This is a genomic window from Isoptericola sp. NPDC058082 (assembly GCF_042885055.1).
Classification (GTDB): Bacteria; Actinomycetota; Actinomycetes; order Actinomycetales; family Cellulomonadaceae; genus Isoptericola.
This window is the reverse complement of sequence record NZ_JBHVSQ010000002.1, coordinates 271,509-289,255: the sequence shown is the minus strand read 5'-3', so window position 1 is coordinate 289,255 and position 17,747 is coordinate 271,509. Positions and strand designations below refer to the sequence as shown.

Sequence of the window (17,747 nt, the reverse complement as noted above, 5' to 3'; positions counted from 1 at the left end):
CCGCGGGACCGGCCGGACGACGACGGGGGACGGACGATGCGAGTGCTCGTCGATGGTGACCGCGGGTACGTGGGTGCGGTGCTGGTGCCGTTCCTGCAGGCGGCAGGCCACGAGGTGGTCGGCTTCGACGCCGGCTGGTACGACGGCTGCGATTTCGGCCCTCCGGTGACGGGGTACGAGCAGCGCACCGGCGACGTCCGGGACGCGCGGCCCGAGGACCTCGCCGGCTTCGACGCCGTGATCCACCTCGCGGCCATCTCCAACGACCCGCTGGGGCACCTGAACCCCCAGGCCACCTACTCGGTGAACACCGACGGGGCCGTGCGCATGGCGCGGGCGGCGAAGGCGGCCGGGGTGACCCGCTTCCTGTTCTCGTCGTCGTGCTCCCTGTACGGCGCGGCGGGCGACGAGCCCGTCGACGAGGGTGCCGAGTTCCACCCCGTCACCCCGTACGGGGAGTCGAAGATCCAGGCCGAGCGCGGCCTTTCCGCGCTCGCCGACGACGACTTCTCGCCCACGTTCCTGCGCAACGCGACCGCGTACGGCTCGTCGCCGCGGCTGCGCGCCGACATCGTGGTCAACAACCTCACCGGTACCGCGTACACGCGCGGGGAGGTGCGGCTGGCGTCCGACGGGACGCCGTGGCGCCCCCTCGTGCACGTGGAGGACATCGCGCGGGCCTTCCTCGCCGCGCTCGAGGCCCCCCGCGAGGTGGTGCACGACCGAGCCTTCAACGTGGGCCGTGACGAGGACGTCGTCCAGATCCGCACCGTCGCCGAGCAGGTCAGCGACGTCACCGGGGCGCCCGTGACGTTCGCCGCGGGGGCCGGGGCGGACACCCGCAACTACCGGGTCGACTTCACGCGCATCCGCACCGAGCTCCCCGCCGCCGCACCGCGCTGGACGGTGCGGGACGGGATCCGGCAGATCTGGCAGGACGTGCACCGGTTCGGGCTCACCGCCGACGACTTCGAGGGCCCGCGCTTCGTGCGCCTGCACCGGGTGAGCGAGCTCGCCGCCAGCGGCGCCCTGGACCTCGAGAACCTGCGCACCACGGCGGTGCGGGCATGACCGCCGTGTCGGCGCCGCGGCATGCCGCCACGCCCGAGAGGTCCGCCGCGCCCGAGGGTTCCGCCGTGCCCGCGCCGTCGTGCCGGCTCTGCGGCGCCCCGCTCACCCGCACGTTCGTGGACCTCGGGATGTCGCCGCCGTGCGAGAGCTACCCGACCGCGCAGGAGGTGGACGGCCCCGAGGTCTTCTACCCCCTGCACGTGCGGGTGTGCGAGCAGTGCCTGCTGGTCCAGCTGCCGGCCTACGTGCCGGCGGAGGACATCTTCGACGACTACGCCTACTTCTCCTCCTACTCCGCGTCGTGGGTGGAGCACGCACGGCGGTACGTCGACGACGCCGTCGGGCGCCTCGGCCTCACCCCGGAGCGGTCGTTCGTCGTCGAGGTCGCGAGCAACGACGGCTACCTGCTCCAGCACGTCGTCGACCGGGGGATCCGCTGCCTCGGCATCGAGCCGTCGGGCAACGTGGCCGCGGCCGCGGTCGAGCGCGGTGTGCCCACGGTCGTGGAGTTCCTCGGCGAGGAGACGGGGCGGCGCGTGCGCGCCGAGCACGGGCCCGCGGACCTCGTCGTCGCCAACAACGTCTTCGCGCACGTGCCGGACATCGTCGACTTCTCGCGTGGCCTGCGGCAGCTCGTCGCCGACGACGGGCGCGTGTCGATCGAGATCCCGCACCTGCTGCGCCTGGTCGAGGGCAACGAGTACGACACGATCTACCACGAGCACTACAGCTACCTGTCGCTCCTCACGACGCAGCGCGTCCTGGCCGCCGCCGGGCTCACCGTGGTGGACGTCGACGAGCTGCCCAGCCACGGCGGCTCGCTGCGCACGTGGTCCGTGCCGACCCCCGAGGCCGGGACAGGATCCGACGGCGCCGCGCCGGAGCCCTCCGCCGCCGTCGCCCGCGTCCTCGCCGCCGAGGCCGCCGCGGGCCTGCACACCCTGGAGGGGCACGCGGGCTTCGCGGAGCAGGTCGCGGCCGTGCGCGACGACGTCCTGCGCTTCCTGCTCACCGCACGTCGCGAGGGCAAGCGGGTGGTGGCGTACGGGGCGCCCGGCAAGGGGAACACGCTGCTCAACCACTGCGGCGTGCGCTCCGACCTGATCGAGTTCGCCGTCGACCGCAACCCCTACAAGCACGGCCGGTTCACCCCCGGCATGCACCTCCCCATCCACGCTCCCGAGGCGCTCGACGCCGCCCGGCCGGACTACGTCGTCGTCATGCCGTGGAACCTGCGGCGGGAGATCTCGGCCCAGCTCGCCCACGTCGCCGACTGGGGCGGCCGGCTGGTGACCTTCCTGCCCCGCCTCGAGGTCTTCGAGCCGGGCACGTGAGCGCCGTCGTAGCGGGCTGGCGCTGCCGGTGGTGCCGGTCGGACCGCGCCACGGTGGTGCTCGACCTGGGCGCGCAGCCCGCGGCAGACCTGTTCCCCGAGCCGGAGGCGCCCCTCCCCGACCCGGTGCACCCGTTGCGCATGGTGATGTGCGACCGGTGCCGCCTGGCCCAGCTCGAGGAGGACCCGACCGGTCCCGAGGAGCCGCGCGGCGTAGAGCCCGCCGCTCTCGTCACGCAGGCGCGGGCGGGGGTGGCCGACCTCGTCGGCGGCGGGCTGCTGGGCCCGGGGACCTGGGTGGAGGAGATGCGCTCCCCGCACGGGGGCTCCTGGTCGGCACGCGTGCACGAGATCGTGCCCGACGCCGTGCTGCTCGACGGCCCCGGCACGGTGCCGGGGCTCGCCGCCGACCTCGTCGTCGACTCTCTCGGCCTCATGCACGAGCCCGACCAGCGTGCGGCGTGGAACCTGCGCCTCGACTCCCTCGCCCCCGACGGCGTCGTCGCGCTGCACGTGCACCCGCTGTCCGTGATCGTGCGCGACGGCACCTGGAACGCGCTGCGGCACGGGCACTTCGCGTACTACTCGCTCACGGTGCTCGTGGAGATGGCGCGCAGCACCGGTCTCGTGCCGGTCGGGCTGTGGCGCTACCCGCTGTACGGCGGGACGCGGCTGCTCGCGCTGGCGCGCGAGGGGTCGCAGCCCGCCCGCCGGCACGCCCGCGCCGCGGGCGACCTCGTCGCCACCGAGCTGGCGGCCGAGGCCGCGGCGGGGACCACGGAGCCGGCGGTCGTGTCGGTGCTCCAACGGCAGGTGGCCCGGTCGGCGGCGGCGCTCCGTGACTGGCTCGACGCGAGCGAGGGGAAGGTCGTCGCCTACGGCGCCGCGTCGCGCGCGGTCGCGCTCTTCGCGCTCGCCGGGGTCACCGCCGACGACGTGCTCGCCGTGGTGGACGCGTCCCCGGCGAAGCGAGGCAGGTCCATGCCGGGCGGCCCGGGGCCGCGGGTGCCCGTGCTCGGGCCCGACATCCTCGCCGAGATCCGCCCCGACCGGGTGCTGCTGCTGGTGCCCGACCTCCTCGACGAGGTGCGGTTCGCGCATCCGGAGGTGGAGGCGCTCGGGGGTCGCTGGGTGGTCGCGGAGCCCGAGCCCGTCGAGGTCGAGCCGCTCAGCCGCGACCGCGGTCACCGTCGCTGAGCGTCGCGACCGCGACGGGGTCCCGAGCCACGGGTATCCGCGTCACGGGCTCTCGGGCCGCGGGTGCCCGGGCCGCGGGTGCTTCCGGGTGCCGGGGGTTCGACGCCGCCGCGGCACGTGGTGGTGCGGTGCCGAACGCCGGGCGTCCGTGGCGGTCGGTGAAGAGCCACGTGCCGCCGTCGCGACGCATGGTGATGCCGAGCGCGTCGACGCGGTCGTGGTGGTGCCAGCACAGCAGGGCGGAGTTGTCGACGGACGTGCTGCCGCCGTCCGCCCAGTGAGTCACGGCGTGGTGGACCTCGCAGCGCGAGGGTGGCTCGTCGCAGCCGGGCCAGGTGCACCGCCGGTCGCGGGCGACGACGGCGCGCCTGAGCTGGCCGGTGACGGTGCGCCGGGCGCGCCCGACGTCGAGCACCTGCGACTCCGGGCCGAGGACGACCCGCGTCACCTCGCTGTCGCACACGATGCGGCGCAGGAGGGACGGGGGCAGCGGGCCGCGGCCGTCGACGAACTCGGCGGGGTCGACGCCGAGCGACTCGGCCCAGCTCGTGGTGGAGGAGCCGACGTCGATGGCACCGCCGCTGGAGAGCAGGCGGCGGAGCTCGGTGACCGAGACGGTGACGGTCAGGTGGGGCCGCACGGCGGATCCCGACCCCACGCTGCCCGTGTCGAGGGTGACGCGTGCGAGGTCGGCGAGGGCCTGGGCGCGTCGTTGCGCGGGCGTGCGGGTCTCCCCGGCGCCGGGCCGGCCGGACACGGCGTCGAGGGCGGCGCGCAGCACCTGGCCGTGCTCCTCCGTGAGGAACCCGGCGAGGTGGTAGCCGTCCCACGTGGGCGACAGGTCGACGAACTCCTTCTCGCGGGCGTGCGCGTAGCCCCCGCTCGTCCGACTCCGGGTCCGTCACGTACGCGAACCGCCGGACCAGACGGCGGAACTGCGCGGGCGTGTACCAGGAGCCGGTGGCGAGCAGGTGCTCCTCGCCGGTCGGTGGGGCGAGGGCGGCGTCCGGCGCTTCCGGGTTCTCGTCGTCCATCGTCTCGCCGTCCGTCTCGCTCGCGGTCGGCGCGGGGGCGACGAGCGCGTCGCGGCGGGCCTCGGAGGTCGGGGCGACGTCGACGATGGCGCGCAGGTGGTCGGCGCCGAGCCGACCGTCGAGCGCGGCGGCACCGGTCGCCGGGAGGACGTCGCGCAGGGCGTGGGCCGTGCGGACGTCGCGGCGCGCGGTAACCAGCCCGACGTTCTCCGCGCGGGCGAGCCAGTGCGCGAACGTGCGTGACCCGTCGAGCGACCACCGGCCGTCCGACTCCAGCGCGGGCAGCACGCGCCACCGGGCGGCGTCCACCCGGGTGCCGAGCGTCCTGAGCCGGCCGGATGCCTGCTCGAGGACGTCCCGGCCGACGTCGTGCAGGCCGCCCTCCTCGACGGCCGCCGCGAGCGCGGCGAGCCCGCCCTCGAGGGTGGCCAGGGCATCGAGCAGCCGGGACGCCGGTGTGGCTCTCGGCAGTGCCGGGACGGCGGGTACCGGAGCAGGGGCGGTGGTGGCGGGCATCGTCCCTCCTCGGTCGGCGCGCCGTGACACGAAGGACGCTATCGAACGGACGTTCGAACCGTCCCGGGTGCCGGCGAGACCTGTGGAGGAGTCGGTCGTCCCCAGGGGGAGGGGCAGGTTCGCCGCGGCGCCACGCCGCGGTGCGTCCCCGGGGAGGGGCGTGCCGCACGTGCCCGCGTCGGCCTACAGCACGTCTGCGCCGGGCCCCGACGTCGCGCCGCCGAGCTGCTGGACGAGCGCCACCCACGACCCGGCGGCGGCGTCGCGGTCGCTGACGAGCGAGACGGGCAGCGGCCACCGGACCCCGAGGTCGGGGTCGAGGTGGTGCACGGCGACGTCCTCGGCGGGGTCGTGCTCGGCGTCGATGCGGTAGCAGACGTCCGCGGTGTCGGTGAGCGTCTGGTGGCCGTGCAGGCAGCCGCGCGGCACGTACAGGACGTGGAAGTCGACGTCGTCGAGCCGGAACGCCTCCCACCGGCCGAACGTCGGCGAGCCGGGCCGGGCGTCGACGACGACGTCGTGCACGGCGCCGTGCGCGACGCGCACCAGCTTGGCCTCGCCGCCCCCCACGCGACCGTGCAGCCCGCGCACGACGCCGCGCCGCGAGCGGGACTGGCTGTCCTGCACGAACGCCGCCGGGTCGAGGCCGGCGCGCTCGGCGGTGGCGGTGTCGAACGTGCGCGTGAACAGCCCGCGCTCGTCGCGGTGCGGGGTGGGGGCGAGGATCAGCACCCCGTCGAGGGTGGTGGGCAGCACCTGCATGTCCACACGCTACGAAAGCGGGCGCGACCCGGTCGGGTGAAGTCGGCCGGGGTCCCGGATGAAAAGGCCCGCGGGGCCTTCAACGCCGCCGGGACGCGCCGCAGACTGGCGGCGGGGCCGGCCCCCTGCCGGCCCCACCAGGCTTCACGACCCACCTCCCGACCGCACCCGGGGGCACCATGACACAGCTGGCGCAGCACGCTTCGCAGCCCGACCAGATGCAGCCCGACCCGACGCAGCCCGCGGAGCCCGTTCGCTCCTTCGAGCGGTCGACGGCCGCGCAGGCCCGGCTGCACCGTCTCGTGCCGGGCGGCGCGCACACCTACGCCCGCGGGGCGGACCAGTACCCGGAGGGCATGGCCCCGGTGCTGGCGCGGGGCGCGGGCGCGCACGTGTGGGACGTGGACGGCAACGAGTACGTCGAGTACGGGATGGGGCTGCGCAGCGTCACGCTCGGCCACGGCTTCCGGCCCGTGGTGGACGCCGTGACGGCGGCGATCGCCGACGGCGTGAGCTTCTCCCGGCCCAGCCGGTGGGAGCTGGAGGCCGCCGAGGCGTTCTGCGCACAGGTGCCGGGCGCCGACATGGTGAAGTTCGCGAAGAACGGTTCCGACGTCACGACCGCGGCCGTCCGGCTGGCGCGCGCCGCCACGGGCCGCGACCTGGTCGCCGTCTGCGCGGACCACCCGTTCTTCTCCACCGACGACTGGTTCATCGGCACGACCCCGATGGACGCCGGGATCCCGCGGGCGATCAGTGACCTCACGGTCCGCTTCCCGTACGGCGACCTGGCCGCCGTCCAGGAGCTGCTCGCCCGGCACGAGGGCCGCGTCGCCGCCCTCGTGCTCGAGGCCGCGACCGCGCACGCGAGCCCCCCGCCCGGCTATCTGGAGGGGCTGCGCGCCCTGTGCGACCGCACCGGGACGGTGCTCGTGTTCGACGAGATCATCACCGGGATGCGGTGGTCCGCCGGCGGCGCGCAGACCGTGTACGGCGTCGTGCCGGACCTGTCGACGTGGGGCAAGGCGCTCGGCAACGGGTTCGCCGTCTCGGCGCTCGCGGGCCGGCGGGAGCTCATGGAGCTCGGCGGGCTCGCGACGGACGCGCGCCGCGTCTTCCTGCTCTCGACGACGCACGGCGCGGAGGCGGCGGGTCTCGCGGCGTGGCTGGCGGTGCACCGCGAGTACGCCGCGAGCGACGTGCCCGGCGCGATGGCCGCCCAGGGCGAGCGGCTGCGCGCCGGGGTGCAGCAGGTGGTGGACGCCGCCGGGCTGACCGGCTGGGTGACGGTGTCGGGGCACCCGGCGTGCCTGGTCTTCGGCACCCGCGACCACGACGGCGCGCCCTCGCAGGCGTACCGCACCCTGTTCCTCGCCGAGCTGCTGCGCCGGGGCGTGCTGGCGCAGTCGTTCGTGATCTCCGCCGCGCACACCGACGCGGACGTGGACCGGACGGTCGAGGCCGTCGCAGGGGCGCTGCCCGTCTACGCCGCCGCCCTGGACGCGGGCGGCACCGAGGGCTTCCTCGTCGGCCGGCCCGTCGCCCCCGCGCTGCGGGAGCGGGCCGCGCCGCGCCGTGTCCGTCAGACGCCCGACGACGGGCAGGCCCTGGGAGGGACGTCATGAAGGTCGTGCTGTTCTGCGGCGGGCTGGGGATGCGGATGCGGTCCGGCCCCGACTCGCTGCCCAAGCCGATGATGCCGATCGGGTCGCGACCCGTCCTGTGGCACATCATGAAGTACTACGCGCACTACGGGCACACGGAGTTCGTGCTCGCGCTGGGGCACGGCGCGAACGCCGTGAAGGACTACTTCCTCCACTACTCGGAGACGCACTCCAACGACTTCGTGCTCACCAAGGGCGGTGAGCACGTCGAGCTGCTCAGCAGCGACATCAGCGAGTGGCGCATCACGTTCGTCGACACGGGGATCGACACGGCGATCGGCGAGCGGCTGCGGCGCGTGCGGCGGTTCCTCGACGACGACGAGGTGTTCCTCGCCAACTACGGCGACGTGCTCACGGACGCCCCGATGGACCGGATCGTCGACGACTTCCTCGCCACGGACGCCGTCGGGTCGCTCATGGCGGTGGCCCCGCAGGACTCGTTCCACGTGGTGCGCTACGACCCGGACGGCACGATGCGCGACCTGGAGCCCGTCGCCGACATGAGCATGTGCATCAACGGCGGCTACTTCGTGCTGCGGCAGGGCATCTTCGACTACCTCGGCGAGGGCGAGGACCTCGTCATGGACGCCTGCGTGCGCGCCGCTCGCGCCGGCCGCTTCCGCGTGCACCCGCACACCGGGTTCTGGGCGCCGATGGACACGCTCAAGGAGCGCTCCGCGCTGGAGGAGATGAACCGCGTGGGCGACCGGCCTTGGGCGGTGTGGGACCGCGGCGCGCGCCCCGCGCCGCGGCGCGTGCCCGAGGTCGAGGTCGGCGAGGTCGTGGGTCCGGCTCGTGCCGGCGCGTGAGGTCCCGGTGCCTGAGCTCCCGGTGCGCGAGGTGAAGGTGCACGTCGGGCTGCTGGGCGAGTTCGGGGTCCACAACTTCGGGAACGAGGCGTCGCTCGCCGCGATGCTGGGCGTGCTCCGTGCCGACGACCGGCTGGCCCCGGTGGTGGTCGCCGACCGCTGCGAGGCGGTGACGGCGGAGCACGGCGTGGCGGCCGTGCCGCTGCACCATCCCGGTGTCCGTCGCGGGGGAGCGGGCGGCCTGCTCGGCAAGCTGGCCGACGCGCGCCGCGCGTGGCGCACGGTCGGCGACCTGGACGCCGTGGTCGTGCCCGGCACCGGGATCTTCGAGGGGCTGGCGATCGCCCCCGGGGGGATCCCGCTCACCCTCTTCTGGTACGCGCTCGCCGCCCGCCTCCGACGACGGCCGTTCCTCGCCCTGTCGGTCGGGGTCGACGCCGCCTTCCACCCCGTGACGGCGCGACTGTTCCGCTGGACGCTCTCCGCCGCGACCCTCGTGACGGTGCGCGACGACGGGTCGGCGCGCGCCGCACGCCGGCTGGGGGTGCGACGCCCCCTCGACGTGGTGCCCGATCTCGTCCTCGGGCTCCCGGCCCACGGCGCCCCCCGCCGTGAGCGTCCGCGCGTCGTCGTGGGAGTCATCGACTACCGGGGCCTCGGGACGGCGGAGGGGGAGGCGGACCGCGCCGCCTACGTCGCGCGGATGGTGCGGGTCGTCCAGCGGGTGGCGGCGTCCGGCGCCGACGTCGTCGTGCTCGGTGGCGCGCTGCCGGACGCGCCGACCGCCCGCGAGGTCGCCGCCCGTGCGGCGTCGGCCGGCCCCGGCAACGTCGAGGCCGTGGAGGCGGGGTCGCTGGCGGACGTGGCGCGGGAGACGGCCGGGTCACGGGTCGTCGCGGCGGCCCGGTACCACCACCTCGTGACGGCGCTGCGGCTGGGGGTCCCGGCCGTGTCGCTCGGCTACGGCGCGAAGCAGGGACGGCTGCTCGAGCAGTTCGGCCAGGGTGACCAGGTGCACACGGTCGACGGCTTCGACCCGGACGAGGTGGCGGACCAGGTGCTCGCCCTGCTGCGGGAGCCCGCGCCGGACACGAGGCCGGTGCTCGCGGACGCGGCCCGGCGGCTGGCGGCCCAGGAGGAGCGGCTCCGCGACGTCCTCGCCTCGACGCTTCCCGGAGCCGCCGCCGGCAGCCCGCACGAGTGGTCGGGGGCCGCCCGATGATCGGCCTCGCGCTGCCCGACGGCCCGCTGCGGGTGGTGTGCCTCGCCGCGCACCCGGACGACGTCGAGATCGCCTGCGGCGGCACGCTCCTGGCGCTCGCGGCGCGGGGTGGTGTCGAGGCGGCGTACCTCACGCTCACCGGCGACCTGTCCCGCCAGGACGAGGCGCGCACCGCCGCCGAGGCCTTCCTCCCCGGCGCGACGAGCGTGTTCGGCGGGCTGCCGGACGGGCGCCTGCCGGACCGGTGGGGTGAGGCGCGGGCCGCGCTGCACGAGCACGCCGAGCGGGTCCCGGCACCGGACCTGGTGCTGGCGCCGCGGCCCGACGACGCGCACCAGGACCACCGGCTGGTGGGGACGATGGCTCCGACCGTCTGGCGCGACGCCCTCGTGCTGCACTACGAGATCCCCAAGTGGGACGGCGACATGGGTCGCCCGTCGACCTACGTGCCGGTCCCCGACGCGCTGGCGCGGCGCAAGGTCGAGCTGCTCGACGCCTGCTACGCCTCCCAGAAGGCTCACGACTGGTGGGACCACGAGGTGTTCCTCGGGCTCCTGCGCCTGCGTGGGATGGAGTGCCGCAGCCGCTACGCCGAGGCGTACACCGTGACCAAGAGCGTGCTGTCGCTCGGCCGGGGGACACCGTGACGCGGGGCGCGCCGGACCCTGTGCTGTCCTTCGGGCTGCCGGTGTACAACGGCGAACGGTTCCTCGAGGGAGCCCTCCAGGCCCTGCTCGCGCAGGACCTGGAGGACCTCGAGGTCGTCGTCTCCGACAACGGCTCGACCGACGGCACCCAGGAGATCTGCCGGGCCGTCGCCGCGGCCGACCCCCGCGTGCGGTACCTCCGCGCCGAGACGAACCACGGTGGGACGTGGAACTACCGGCGCGTCCTCGAGCGGTCCGCGGCCCCCCTGTTCAGCTGGGCGGCCGTGGACGATCTCTGGCTCCCCACGTTCGCCTCCTCGTGCGTGCGGGCCCTCGACGAGCGCCCCGACGCCGTGCTGGCGATGACGCGGGCCCGGCTGGTCGACGGCGACGGCACGGTCACCGACGGCCTCGGGGACGCGGACCTCGGGTTGGACGCCGACGCCGCGCACGAGCGGCTGCGCCGGTTGTTCCGGTCGCAGGCGTCGCACGTCATGTACGGCGTGATCCGGCGCTCGGCGCTCGCCCGTGCGCGCCCTCTGCGCCCGATGGTGGGCGACGACATCGTGCTGCTGACCGAGCTGCTCTGTCAGGGGCCGGCCGTCGTCGTCGACGACCGGGCGTTCCTGCAGCGGCGGGTGCCCGAGCAGCTCTCGCTGCAGGGCCAGGAGCAGGTGAAGTGGCACGCGCCGTCCGCGCGGGTCCGCTTCGCCTTCCCGCAGACGCGGCTCAACCTCGAGCTGTACCGGGCCGTCGCGACGACGCGACTCCCGCTCCGGGAGAAGGCGCGGTGCTGGACGCAGATCGTGCCGGGCTGGGTGCTGCCGAGGTGGCGGGGGATGGCCCGCGACGTCGCGACCGCCGCCGGCTTCGCGGGCTGAGCGGACGGCGTCGTGGCGCGGGAGACGTCGCACGGGCGGAGACGCCGGGTCGTCGCCGTCGTGGCGACGACGGCCGTCGTCGCGCTCGCGGTCGCCGGTGCCGCGTGGTGGTGGGACCGGGAGCACCAGGGGCAGGCGAGCCGGATCGGTGGCACGGCCGGGCCGGTCGCCGCGGAGCTGCCCGCGACGCCGCCGACGGCGCCCGAGACGCCGGACGGGGCACACCTCGTCACGGGCGTCGGACCGGACGGGCGGTACTTCGTCGACCAGGACGGGGCGCCGGTCCTGGTGCGCGGCGACTCGCCCTGGTCGCTGCTGGTCGACCTGTCGCCCGAGGAGGCGCTGACCTACCTGGACGACCGGCAGGGGCGCGCGGTCAACGCCCTGATCGTCTCGCTGCTGGGCGCGACGGCCAACGGCGGGCCGTCCGACGACGGCGCGACCGCGGACGGTCTGCTCCCGTTCGTGGACGGTGACGTCCTGTCCTGGGTGCCGGAGTACTGGGACCGGGCCCACGCGACCCTCGCCGCCGCGGCGGAGCGCGGCATGTCGGTGTTCCTCTACCCGGTGGACGGCTGGACGGTGGGTCGCGCGTTCTCGCCGTCCTCGCAGCAGGAGTGCCGTACCTACGGCGAGCGGGTGGGCACGTGGGCAGCCGACCTGCCCGGCGTCGTCTGGATGACGGGCGGGGACTACTTCCCCGCGGCGGACGACCCGGCGGCCGGCAGCGACGTCGACCGGTGCTTCGACCAGGTGGTCCAGGGCATCCGCGACACGGGAGACCACCGGCCGTTCTCGATCCAGCTGGGCTACCCGCGCTCCGTCTCCACCGACGACCCGTACTGGGCCTCCCGGGTGGACTTCACCTTCGTCTACTCCTACCCGCCCGCCTATGACGCCGTCCGGCAGGCCTACGACCGCGAGCCCGCCGTCCCCGCGCTCTTCGCCGAGGGCGGCTACGAGGGCGAGAACAACGACGGCGGGCCGCCGACGAGCCCCGAGTCGCTGCGGCGTCAGGCCGCGTGGGCCCTGACGTCGGGTTCGCCGGGGGACTTCTACGGCAGCGACGACTGGGAGTTCCTCGACGGTTGGCAGGGCCGCCTCGACGCGCCGGGCCTCCGACAGGTCGGCGTGGTGCGGGACGTGGTCGAGGCGCTCCCCTGGTGGGAGCTGCACCCCTCCGACGACCTCGTCGTCTCCGGCGCGGGGGCGGCGCGGACCGGCGACACGACGGACGTCCTCGACGGCGACCGCGCGACGGCGGCGGCCACGGCAGACGGTCGCGCCGCCGTCGTCTACGTCCCGACGGAGCGTGTGCTCGGGCTCGACCTGGCGGTGCTCGCCTCCGCGGGGAGGGCGCGCTGGGTGGACCCGTCGTCCGGGGCGGCGACTCCTGTGGCGCTGACCGAGCGGATGCACACCCCGGGGCGGAACGCCGACGGCGCGGGCGACTGGCTGCTGGTGATCGGACCGGGCTGACGCCGGCTCTCAGGTCGCGGGCATCCCCGCCGGCCTGACGGACGTCAGGCCGAGGTCGCTGAGGACGACGTCGAGGGTCCGCCGCGCCGCACGCCAGTCGTGCGCCCGCGCGTGTCGCAGGCAGCGTTCACGGGTCGTGGCCAGGAACACGCTGTCGTCGGCGAGCCCCTCCAGGGCCGCGGCCAGGGCGTCGGGGGACCCGGGCGGCACCAGCACCCCGGCGTCGCCGGCCGCCTCGGGGATGCCTCCGGTCCGTGCGGCGACGACGGCGGCGCCGGACGCCATCCCTTCCAGCACGGTGAGGGCGAACGGCTCGGCCCACCGGGAGGGCACCACCACGACGTCGGCGGCGCGCATCAGGGCGGCCACCTCGTCTCGGGGCCGGAACGGGAGCCAGCGCACGGCGTCGCCGAGCGGCCGGGCGGCGGCCCGCAGCTCGCGCTCGTACCGGGTGAGGGGCGCGCCGGGGGCGAAGTGCGGCGTGCCGACGACGGTGGCGACCACGTCCGGCCGGCGGAGCCGGAGCAGGGCGTCCACGAGGACGTCCGGCCCCTTGTCGGGCACGGTGCGCCCGACGAACACGACCCGCAGCCGCTCCCCGGCGACCCGTTCGGCGTCACCGGGACGGAAGAGCGCGGTGTCGACCCCGTTGTGCACCACTCGAACGCGGTCACGCAGGCGCGGCGGCAGGCGGTCCGCGGTCCGCTCGGCGACGTAGCCGCTGACGCAGACGACGGCGCCCGCGGGGTCGAGCACCCGGGCCGCCTCCCGCGGGGAGTACGTGCGCAGCAGCTCGTTGTGCGCGTAGAGCACGGCAGCGTGCCGGTCGACGTCCACGAGCGGGACGAGCTGGGGGAGGTTGTGGCCGAGGACCACGGAGGCGGGCCACCGCGCCTGGTCCGCGAGCGCGGCGGCGAGCGGCCGTCGGGCGCCGGTCCGGGGCAGGCCAAGGCGCGCCGCCGCGGCGTCGCGGTAGCGGTCGGCGCGTTGCTGCGGCACGGGGTCGTACTCGACGACGTCGGCGCTCGGGTAGCGGTCGGGGTAGGTGCCGCGCGCGACGGCGACGACCGACCGCGGGGCTCCGGGCGGGGTCGCGGACGCGAGGCCGTGCACGACCGAGGGCAGGGCGCTCCCGGTCGAGGGGGAGAAGTGGTCGCCGGGCGTGATCACGTGCAGGTGGCTCCCGGCCGGGACTCCGATGGCCATGCCGTCGAGCCTAGGTCGGGGGCGGCGTCCTCCCGGGGGTGAAACGTGCCCGCGCCCGGCTGAAAAACCGCTCCGGCCCTCGGAATGCCGGCGGTCGTCGGAAACGATGGCCGGTGTGACAGCACACGTCGTCCTCGTCCGCGCCGACCGTCCGGCGGCGGCCCGGTGCGTGCGATGAGCACGGACGAGACGTCCGCCCCACCGGCGCCGGTACCGAGCGCGGACGCGCCCGGCGAGGCCATGACGCGCGGCGAGCTCCAGGACCGGGCGATCCGGGGCGCCCTGTGGACGTTGGTGCACGTCGCCGTGATGCTGCCGCTGGCGTTCGCCGTCAACATCGTCGTCGCGCGAGTCCTCGGTGTCGTCGACTACGGGCGCCTCGCGTACCTCTCGACCGTGCTCGCGCTCGTCCTCACGACCATCGACCTGGGCGTCGGGACCGGCCTCGTCCAGTTCGGGTCGAAGGCGCACGCCGCCGGCCGGTTCGCCGAGGTGCGGCACATGCTCCAGGCGGCGCAGGGCTACAAGATGCTCGTGGGCGTGCCCGTGGTGGGCACGGCGGTGCTGCTGCTCATCGACGCCGATCCTGTGCTCACGGTGATCGCCCTCGTCTTCGGCGTGCTGGTGCCCCTGACGTTCTCCGGGGCGGGCGACGCGCTCGCCATCGAGAACAAGACGGCGCAGAACGCGCAGGCGGCGATGGTCGTCAACCTCGTCGCGCAGGTCCTGGTGGTGGTCGCGGCCACGACGGTGGGCACGGCCGACGCCATCTGGGCGGTGCGCCTCGTCGCGGCCGGCCTGGGCGCGGTGGCCTACCTGTACTTCGTGGCGCCCCTGTACCGCAGGGTCCTGCTGCGCCCGCGTCTGCGCCGGTTTCCGCCGGGCTTCTGGGCGTTCGCGCTGCCGGCCGGCGCGGCCGGCCTGGTCGAGGCGTTCGTCTCGTCGCGCAGCGAGGTGCTGGTGCTGACCTGGATGTCGGAGCCGGAGGCCGCCGGAGTGTTCGCCCTCGCGATCGGGCTCGGCGTCCACCTGTTCGCCCCGGCGCAGTCGCTGCTGGGGCCGCTCGTGCCGGCGATCTCGGGGCTGCGCGAGGTGGACCACGAGGCGGTGGCGCGCGCGCTGGGCCGCGCGCTGCGCGCATCCTCGACCGCGACGGCGGGCGTGGTGGCGGCGGCGACCCCAGCGTTCGCGCTGCTCGTCCCGACGATCTACGGTGCCGAGTTCTCCGCCGTGCCCCCGGTGCTCGTCGTCCTGAGCGTGGCCGGCGGCCTGTTGGTGATGGCCGGACCGCTCAAGGCGTTCCTCATGGCACGGCTCAAGGGCACCTGGCTGCTGTGGGCGAACCTCGCCTGCCTGGTGGTCGACGTCGGGCTGACGGTGGCGCTGATCCGGCCGCTCGGGGTCTGGGCCGCGGTGCTCGGCAACGCGACGGCGGCGGTGCTGCTCTTCGGCGGCCTGCTGGTCCTCGAGGCGCGGTCGCTGGACCTGCCGGTCCGGCGGGCGCTGGCCATGGTCCAGCCGTTCGTGCTCGGCGCCGCGATCTCGGTCCTGACGTGGTGGGGCGTCGACGAGGTCGGGGCGCCCCCGGTGCCGTCGGCGGTCGTGGCCGCCGTGCTGGGCCTCGGGCTGTTCGTGGGCGCGGTACGGCTCACCCGGTCGGGCCTCACGCCCGCCGATGCCGACGCGGTGGCCCGGTCCGTGCCGGCGCGGGTGCGCGCCGTGGCCGTGCCGCTGCTCAAGGTCGTCTCCGCGAGCCGGGCATGACGTCGAACGAGAGGGACGAAACGTTGGAAGCCAGGGCCGTCGCCTTCTACCTGCCGCAGTTCCACCCGATCCCCGAGAACGACGCGTGGTGGGGCCCGGGGTTCACCGAGTGGACCAACGTGGCGCGGGCGCGCCGCCTGTACCCGGGGCACCGGCAGCCGCTGGTGCCCGCCGACCTCGGCTTCTACGACCTCCGGCTGCCGGAGGCGCGGGCCGCGCAGTCGGAGCTGGCCGCGCAGTACGGGGTGGAGGCGTTCGCGTACTGGCACTACTGGTTCGGCAACGGGCGCCGCATCCTGGAGCGCCCGTTCGCCGAGGTGCTGGCCTCCGGCGCGCCCGACGTGTCGTTCTGCCTGGCGTGGGCGAACCAGACGTGGAGCGGCATCTGGCACGGCGAGGCCGACCGCATCCTGGTGCAGCAGCACTACCCGGGCGTCGAGGACTACACCGCCCACTTCGAGGCCGTGCTGCCCGCGTTCCGCGACCCGCGCTACCTGCGCGTGGGCGGGCGGCCCGTCTTCTACGTCTTCCGGCCCGAGGAGCTGCCCGACGCCGCGGACTTCGTCGACCTGTGGCAGGGCCTGGCACGGAAGGCCGGGCTCGAGGGCCTCTACCTCGTGGCGGAGATGAGCGACCTGCTCGGCGGCGGTCCCCGGTACGACCGGGTCAAGGAGGACGGGTTCGACGCCGGGGTGTACATGCGGATGCCGGCCGGGGCGTCGCGGGCGGAGCTGCTGCGGATGCGCGCCCTGCGGCGGGCGGCGGGCGGGCCCGAGGTCTTCCCCTACTCGACGGACTGGTCCGGGCAGAACCGCACCGGCGACCTGGTCCAGCCGTGCGTCTACCCCAACTGGGACAACACGCCGCGCTCCGGCCGCGGGGGCGTCGTGCTGCACGGTGCGACGCCGGAGAAGTTCGGGGAGAACGTGCGGCAGGCGGTGGCGTCGATCGCGCACCGGCCCGCCGACGAGCGCCTGCTGTGGGTCAAGTCGTGGAACGAGTGGGCGGAGGGCAACCACCTCGAGCCCGACCTCCGGCACGGCCGCGGCTGGCTCGAGGCGCTGCGGGACGGCCTGCGATGACCCCGGGCACGCCGCCGGGACCCGCGCGGCCCCTGCGCATCGCGATCGTCTCCTACTACCTGCCCAGCACCAGCAAGCAGGGCATCGGCTACCAGGTGCACGAGCTCGCGACCGAGCTCGCGCGGCGCGGTCACGACGTCACGGTGCTCAGCGACTGCCCGCCGGTCGACGGGGCCGTGTACGCGCACCGGCACCTGCGGATGACGGGCTCGCTGCGCACGTTCCGGTTCGCGCTCGCGCTGCGCCGCGTGGACCTCTCGTCCTTCGACGTGCTGCACGCCTGGGGCGACGACTACTGGCTGTGGCGCCGCCGCGTGCCCCGGCACGTGCGCACGCTCGCCGGGTCGTGCTTCGAGGAGGCCCGCACCATCAGGGGCGCCAAGGAGAAGGCGCGGATGGTGCTCCTCGGGCTGTCCGAGGTGCTCGCGTCCCTCGTCGCCGACCACACCGTCGTCATCTCGCCCGAGACGCGCCGCTGGTATCCGTGGGTGCGCGACGTCGTGCCCTGCGGCACGGACGTCAGCCGGTTCCGGCCCGACGCCGCGCGGCGGGCGGACCACCCCGTGGTCCTGTTCGTCGGCTACTGGCGCGGACGCAAGCGCGGCGCGGAGCTGGCGCGCCAGTTCCATGAGACGGTGCTGCTGAAGCACCCCGACGCGGAGCTCTGGATGGTCAGCCAGGACGTGCCCGACGACGTGGGCCCCGGGGTCCGAGCCCTGGGGCGGCTGACCGACGACGAGCTGGCGCTTGCCTTCCAGCAGGCGTGGGCGTTCTGCCTGCCGAGCGACTACGAGGGCTTCGGCATCCCGTACGTGGAGGCGATGGCGTCCGGCCTGCCGGTGGTCGCGACCCCCAACCCCGGGGCGCGATACGTGACGGACGGCGGCCGCACCGCCCTCGTCGTGCCGCTGGAGGACGTCGGCACGGCGCTCGCCGAGCTCCTGGCCGACGACGCGCGGCGGGAGGAGCTCGCGGCCTCGGCGCTCGAGCGCGTCCAGGAGTTCACGCTGGAGCGCGTCGTCGACCGGTACGAGTCGCTCTACCGCGCCTGACCCCTACCCGTCGGCACGCCTGACGGCG

At 75.3% G+C, this 17,747-nt stretch carries 16 protein-coding genes; 13 read left to right on the top strand and 3 right to left on the bottom strand.

From position 1 onward, the window contains the following. The first annotated feature begins 36 nt into the window (after positions 1 to 36). From ACFVS0_RS04290 to ACFVS0_RS04280, 3 genes are read left to right on the top strand one after another with little or no spacing between them, the layout of a single operon-like run. Positions 37 to 1,071 carry an NAD-dependent epimerase/dehydratase family protein gene (locus ACFVS0_RS04290; RefSeq protein ID WP_430562416.1) on the top strand — a complete coding sequence of 345 codons (1,035 nt, stop codon included), beginning with the start codon at positions 37 to 39 and terminating at the stop codon, positions 1,069 to 1,071. After that, entirely contained in the window at positions 1,068 to 2,405 is a 1,338-nt protein-coding gene (locus ACFVS0_RS04285; RefSeq protein WP_430587262.1) for a methyltransferase domain-containing protein, read from the top strand. The genes ACFVS0_RS04290 and ACFVS0_RS04285 overlap by 4 nt, the downstream gene beginning before the upstream one ends. Continuing rightward, complete coding sequence (locus ACFVS0_RS04280) at positions 2,402 to 3,601, top strand: class I SAM-dependent methyltransferase (RefSeq protein ID WP_430548790.1); 1,200 nt, start codon at positions 2,402 to 2,404, stop codon at positions 3,599 to 3,601. The genes ACFVS0_RS04285 and ACFVS0_RS04280 overlap by 4 nt, the downstream gene beginning before the upstream one ends. On the opposite strand, the gene ACFVS0_RS04275 is transcribed toward ACFVS0_RS04280, so the two are convergent. Further along, positions 3,573 to 4,382, bottom strand: a complete 810-nt coding sequence (locus ACFVS0_RS04275) for a DUF222 domain-containing protein (protein ID WP_430587261.1) — start codon at positions 4,380 to 4,382, stop codon at positions 3,573 to 3,575. The two genes, ACFVS0_RS04280 and ACFVS0_RS04275, sit on opposite strands and share 29 nt — an antisense overlap. A 349-nt stretch (positions 4,383 to 4,731) precedes the next feature. Between ACFVS0_RS04275 and ACFVS0_RS04270 the strand changes: the two genes are divergently transcribed. Further along, the gene (locus tag ACFVS0_RS04270) at positions 4,732 to 4,878 is read left to right on the top strand and encodes a hypothetical protein (RefSeq protein ID WP_430587260.1); all 147 of its coding nucleotides are present in this window, start codon (positions 4,732 to 4,734) and stop codon (positions 4,876 to 4,878) included. 456 nt (positions 4,879 to 5,334) lie between these two features. Here the strand turns inward: ACFVS0_RS04270 and ACFVS0_RS04265 are convergent, their stop codons facing one another. After that, entirely contained in the window at positions 5,335 to 5,913 is a 579-nt protein-coding gene (locus ACFVS0_RS04265) for a dTDP-4-dehydrorhamnose 3,5-epimerase family protein (protein ID WP_430548792.1), read from the bottom strand. A gap of 179 nt (positions 5,914 to 6,092) precedes the next feature. Here ACFVS0_RS04265 and ACFVS0_RS04260 point away from each other — a divergent pair, with 179 nt between their 5' ends. Genes ACFVS0_RS04260 through ACFVS0_RS04235 form a run of 6 tightly spaced genes read left to right on the top strand, consistent with a single transcriptional unit; the run spans position 6,093 to position 12,615 of the window. Continuing rightward, a complete protein-coding gene (locus tag ACFVS0_RS04260; RefSeq protein ID WP_430587259.1) occupies positions 6,093 to 7,538 on the top strand; it encodes a glutamate-1-semialdehyde 2,1-aminomutase in 1,446 nt (481 codons plus the stop codon). Beyond that, positions 7,535 to 8,386, top strand: a complete 852-nt coding sequence (locus tag ACFVS0_RS04255) for a sugar phosphate nucleotidyltransferase (RefSeq protein WP_430547287.1) — start codon at positions 7,535 to 7,537, stop codon at positions 8,384 to 8,386. Before ACFVS0_RS04260 ends, ACFVS0_RS04255 begins: the two co-directional genes overlap by 4 nt. Positions 8,387 to 8,393: 7 nt before the next feature. Next, a complete protein-coding gene (locus ACFVS0_RS04250) occupies positions 8,394 to 9,608 on the top strand; it encodes a polysaccharide pyruvyl transferase family protein (RefSeq protein WP_430587258.1) in 1,215 nt (404 codons plus the stop codon). Beyond that, on the top strand, positions 9,605 to 10,255 hold the full coding sequence (locus ACFVS0_RS04245) for a PIG-L deacetylase family protein (protein ID WP_430587257.1): 651 nt from the start codon (positions 9,605 to 9,607) through the stop codon (positions 10,253 to 10,255). Before ACFVS0_RS04250 ends, ACFVS0_RS04245 begins: the two co-directional genes overlap by 4 nt. Further along, on the top strand, positions 10,252 to 11,136 hold the full coding sequence (locus tag ACFVS0_RS04240) for a glycosyltransferase family 2 protein (RefSeq protein ID WP_430587256.1): 885 nt from the start codon (positions 10,252 to 10,254) through the stop codon (positions 11,134 to 11,136). Before ACFVS0_RS04245 ends, ACFVS0_RS04240 begins: the two co-directional genes overlap by 4 nt. 12 nt (positions 11,137 to 11,148) lie before the next feature. After that, positions 11,149 to 12,615: a DUF4038 domain-containing protein gene (locus ACFVS0_RS04235; protein WP_430587255.1), complete on the top strand. Its 1,467-nt coding sequence runs from the start codon at positions 11,149 to 11,151 to the stop codon at positions 12,613 to 12,615. 9 nt (positions 12,616 to 12,624) lie between these two features. On the opposite strand, the gene ACFVS0_RS04230 is transcribed toward ACFVS0_RS04235, so the two are convergent. After that, positions 12,625 to 13,821 carry a glycosyltransferase family 4 protein gene (locus ACFVS0_RS04230; protein ID WP_430587254.1) on the bottom strand — a complete coding sequence of 399 codons (1,197 nt, stop codon included), beginning with the start codon at positions 13,819 to 13,821 and terminating at the stop codon, positions 12,625 to 12,627. 174 nt (positions 13,822 to 13,995) lie between these two features. Here ACFVS0_RS04230 and ACFVS0_RS04225 point away from each other — a divergent pair, with 174 nt between their 5' ends. Genes ACFVS0_RS04225 through ACFVS0_RS04215 form a run of 3 tightly spaced genes read left to right on the top strand, consistent with a single transcriptional unit; the run spans position 13,996 to position 17,719 of the window. After that, positions 13,996 to 15,585 (top strand): lipopolysaccharide biosynthesis protein, encoded by a 1,590-nt coding sequence (locus tag ACFVS0_RS04225; RefSeq protein WP_430587253.1) that lies wholly within the window; start codon positions 13,996 to 13,998, stop codon positions 15,583 to 15,585. A 23-nt stretch (positions 15,586 to 15,608) separates the two neighbouring features. Next, a complete protein-coding gene (locus ACFVS0_RS04220; RefSeq protein WP_430587252.1) occupies positions 15,609 to 16,667 on the top strand; it encodes a glycoside hydrolase family 99-like domain-containing protein in 1,059 nt (352 codons plus the stop codon). Beyond that, on the top strand, positions 16,664 to 17,719 hold the full coding sequence (locus ACFVS0_RS04215; protein ID WP_430587251.1) for a glycosyltransferase family 4 protein: 1,056 nt from the start codon (positions 16,664 to 16,666) through the stop codon (positions 17,717 to 17,719). The genes ACFVS0_RS04220 and ACFVS0_RS04215 overlap by 4 nt, the downstream gene beginning before the upstream one ends. Positions 17,720 to 17,747 lie beyond the last annotated feature (28 nt).

Coding starts and splice junctions, on each gene's coding strand:
- ACFVS0_RS04290 (WP_430562416.1), top strand. CDS start 37: ATGCGAGTGCTCGTCGATGGTGACCGCGGGTACGTGGGTGCGGTGCTG.
- ACFVS0_RS04285 (WP_430587262.1), top strand. CDS start 1,068: ATGACCGCCGTGTCGGCGCCGCGGCATGCCGCCACGCCCGAGAGGTCC.
- ACFVS0_RS04265 (WP_430548792.1), bottom strand. CDS start 5,913: ATGCAGGTGCTGCCCACCACCCTCGACGGGGTGCTGATCCTCGCCCCC.
- ACFVS0_RS04260 (WP_430587259.1), top strand. CDS start 6,093: ATGACACAGCTGGCGCAGCACGCTTCGCAGCCCGACCAGATGCAGCCC.
- ACFVS0_RS04255 (WP_430547287.1), top strand. CDS start 7,535: ATGAAGGTCGTGCTGTTCTGCGGCGGGCTGGGGATGCGGATGCGGTCC.
- ACFVS0_RS04245 (WP_430587257.1), top strand. CDS start 9,605: ATGATCGGCCTCGCGCTGCCCGACGGCCCGCTGCGGGTGGTGTGCCTC.
- ACFVS0_RS04230 (WP_430587254.1), bottom strand. CDS start 13,821: ATGGCCATCGGAGTCCCGGCCGGGAGCCACCTGCACGTGATCACGCCC.
- ACFVS0_RS04225 (WP_430587253.1), top strand. CDS start 13,996: ATGAGCACGGACGAGACGTCCGCCCCACCGGCGCCGGTACCGAGCGCG.
- ACFVS0_RS04215 (WP_430587251.1), top strand. CDS start 16,664: ATGACCCCGGGCACGCCGCCGGGACCCGCGCGGCCCCTGCGCATCGCG.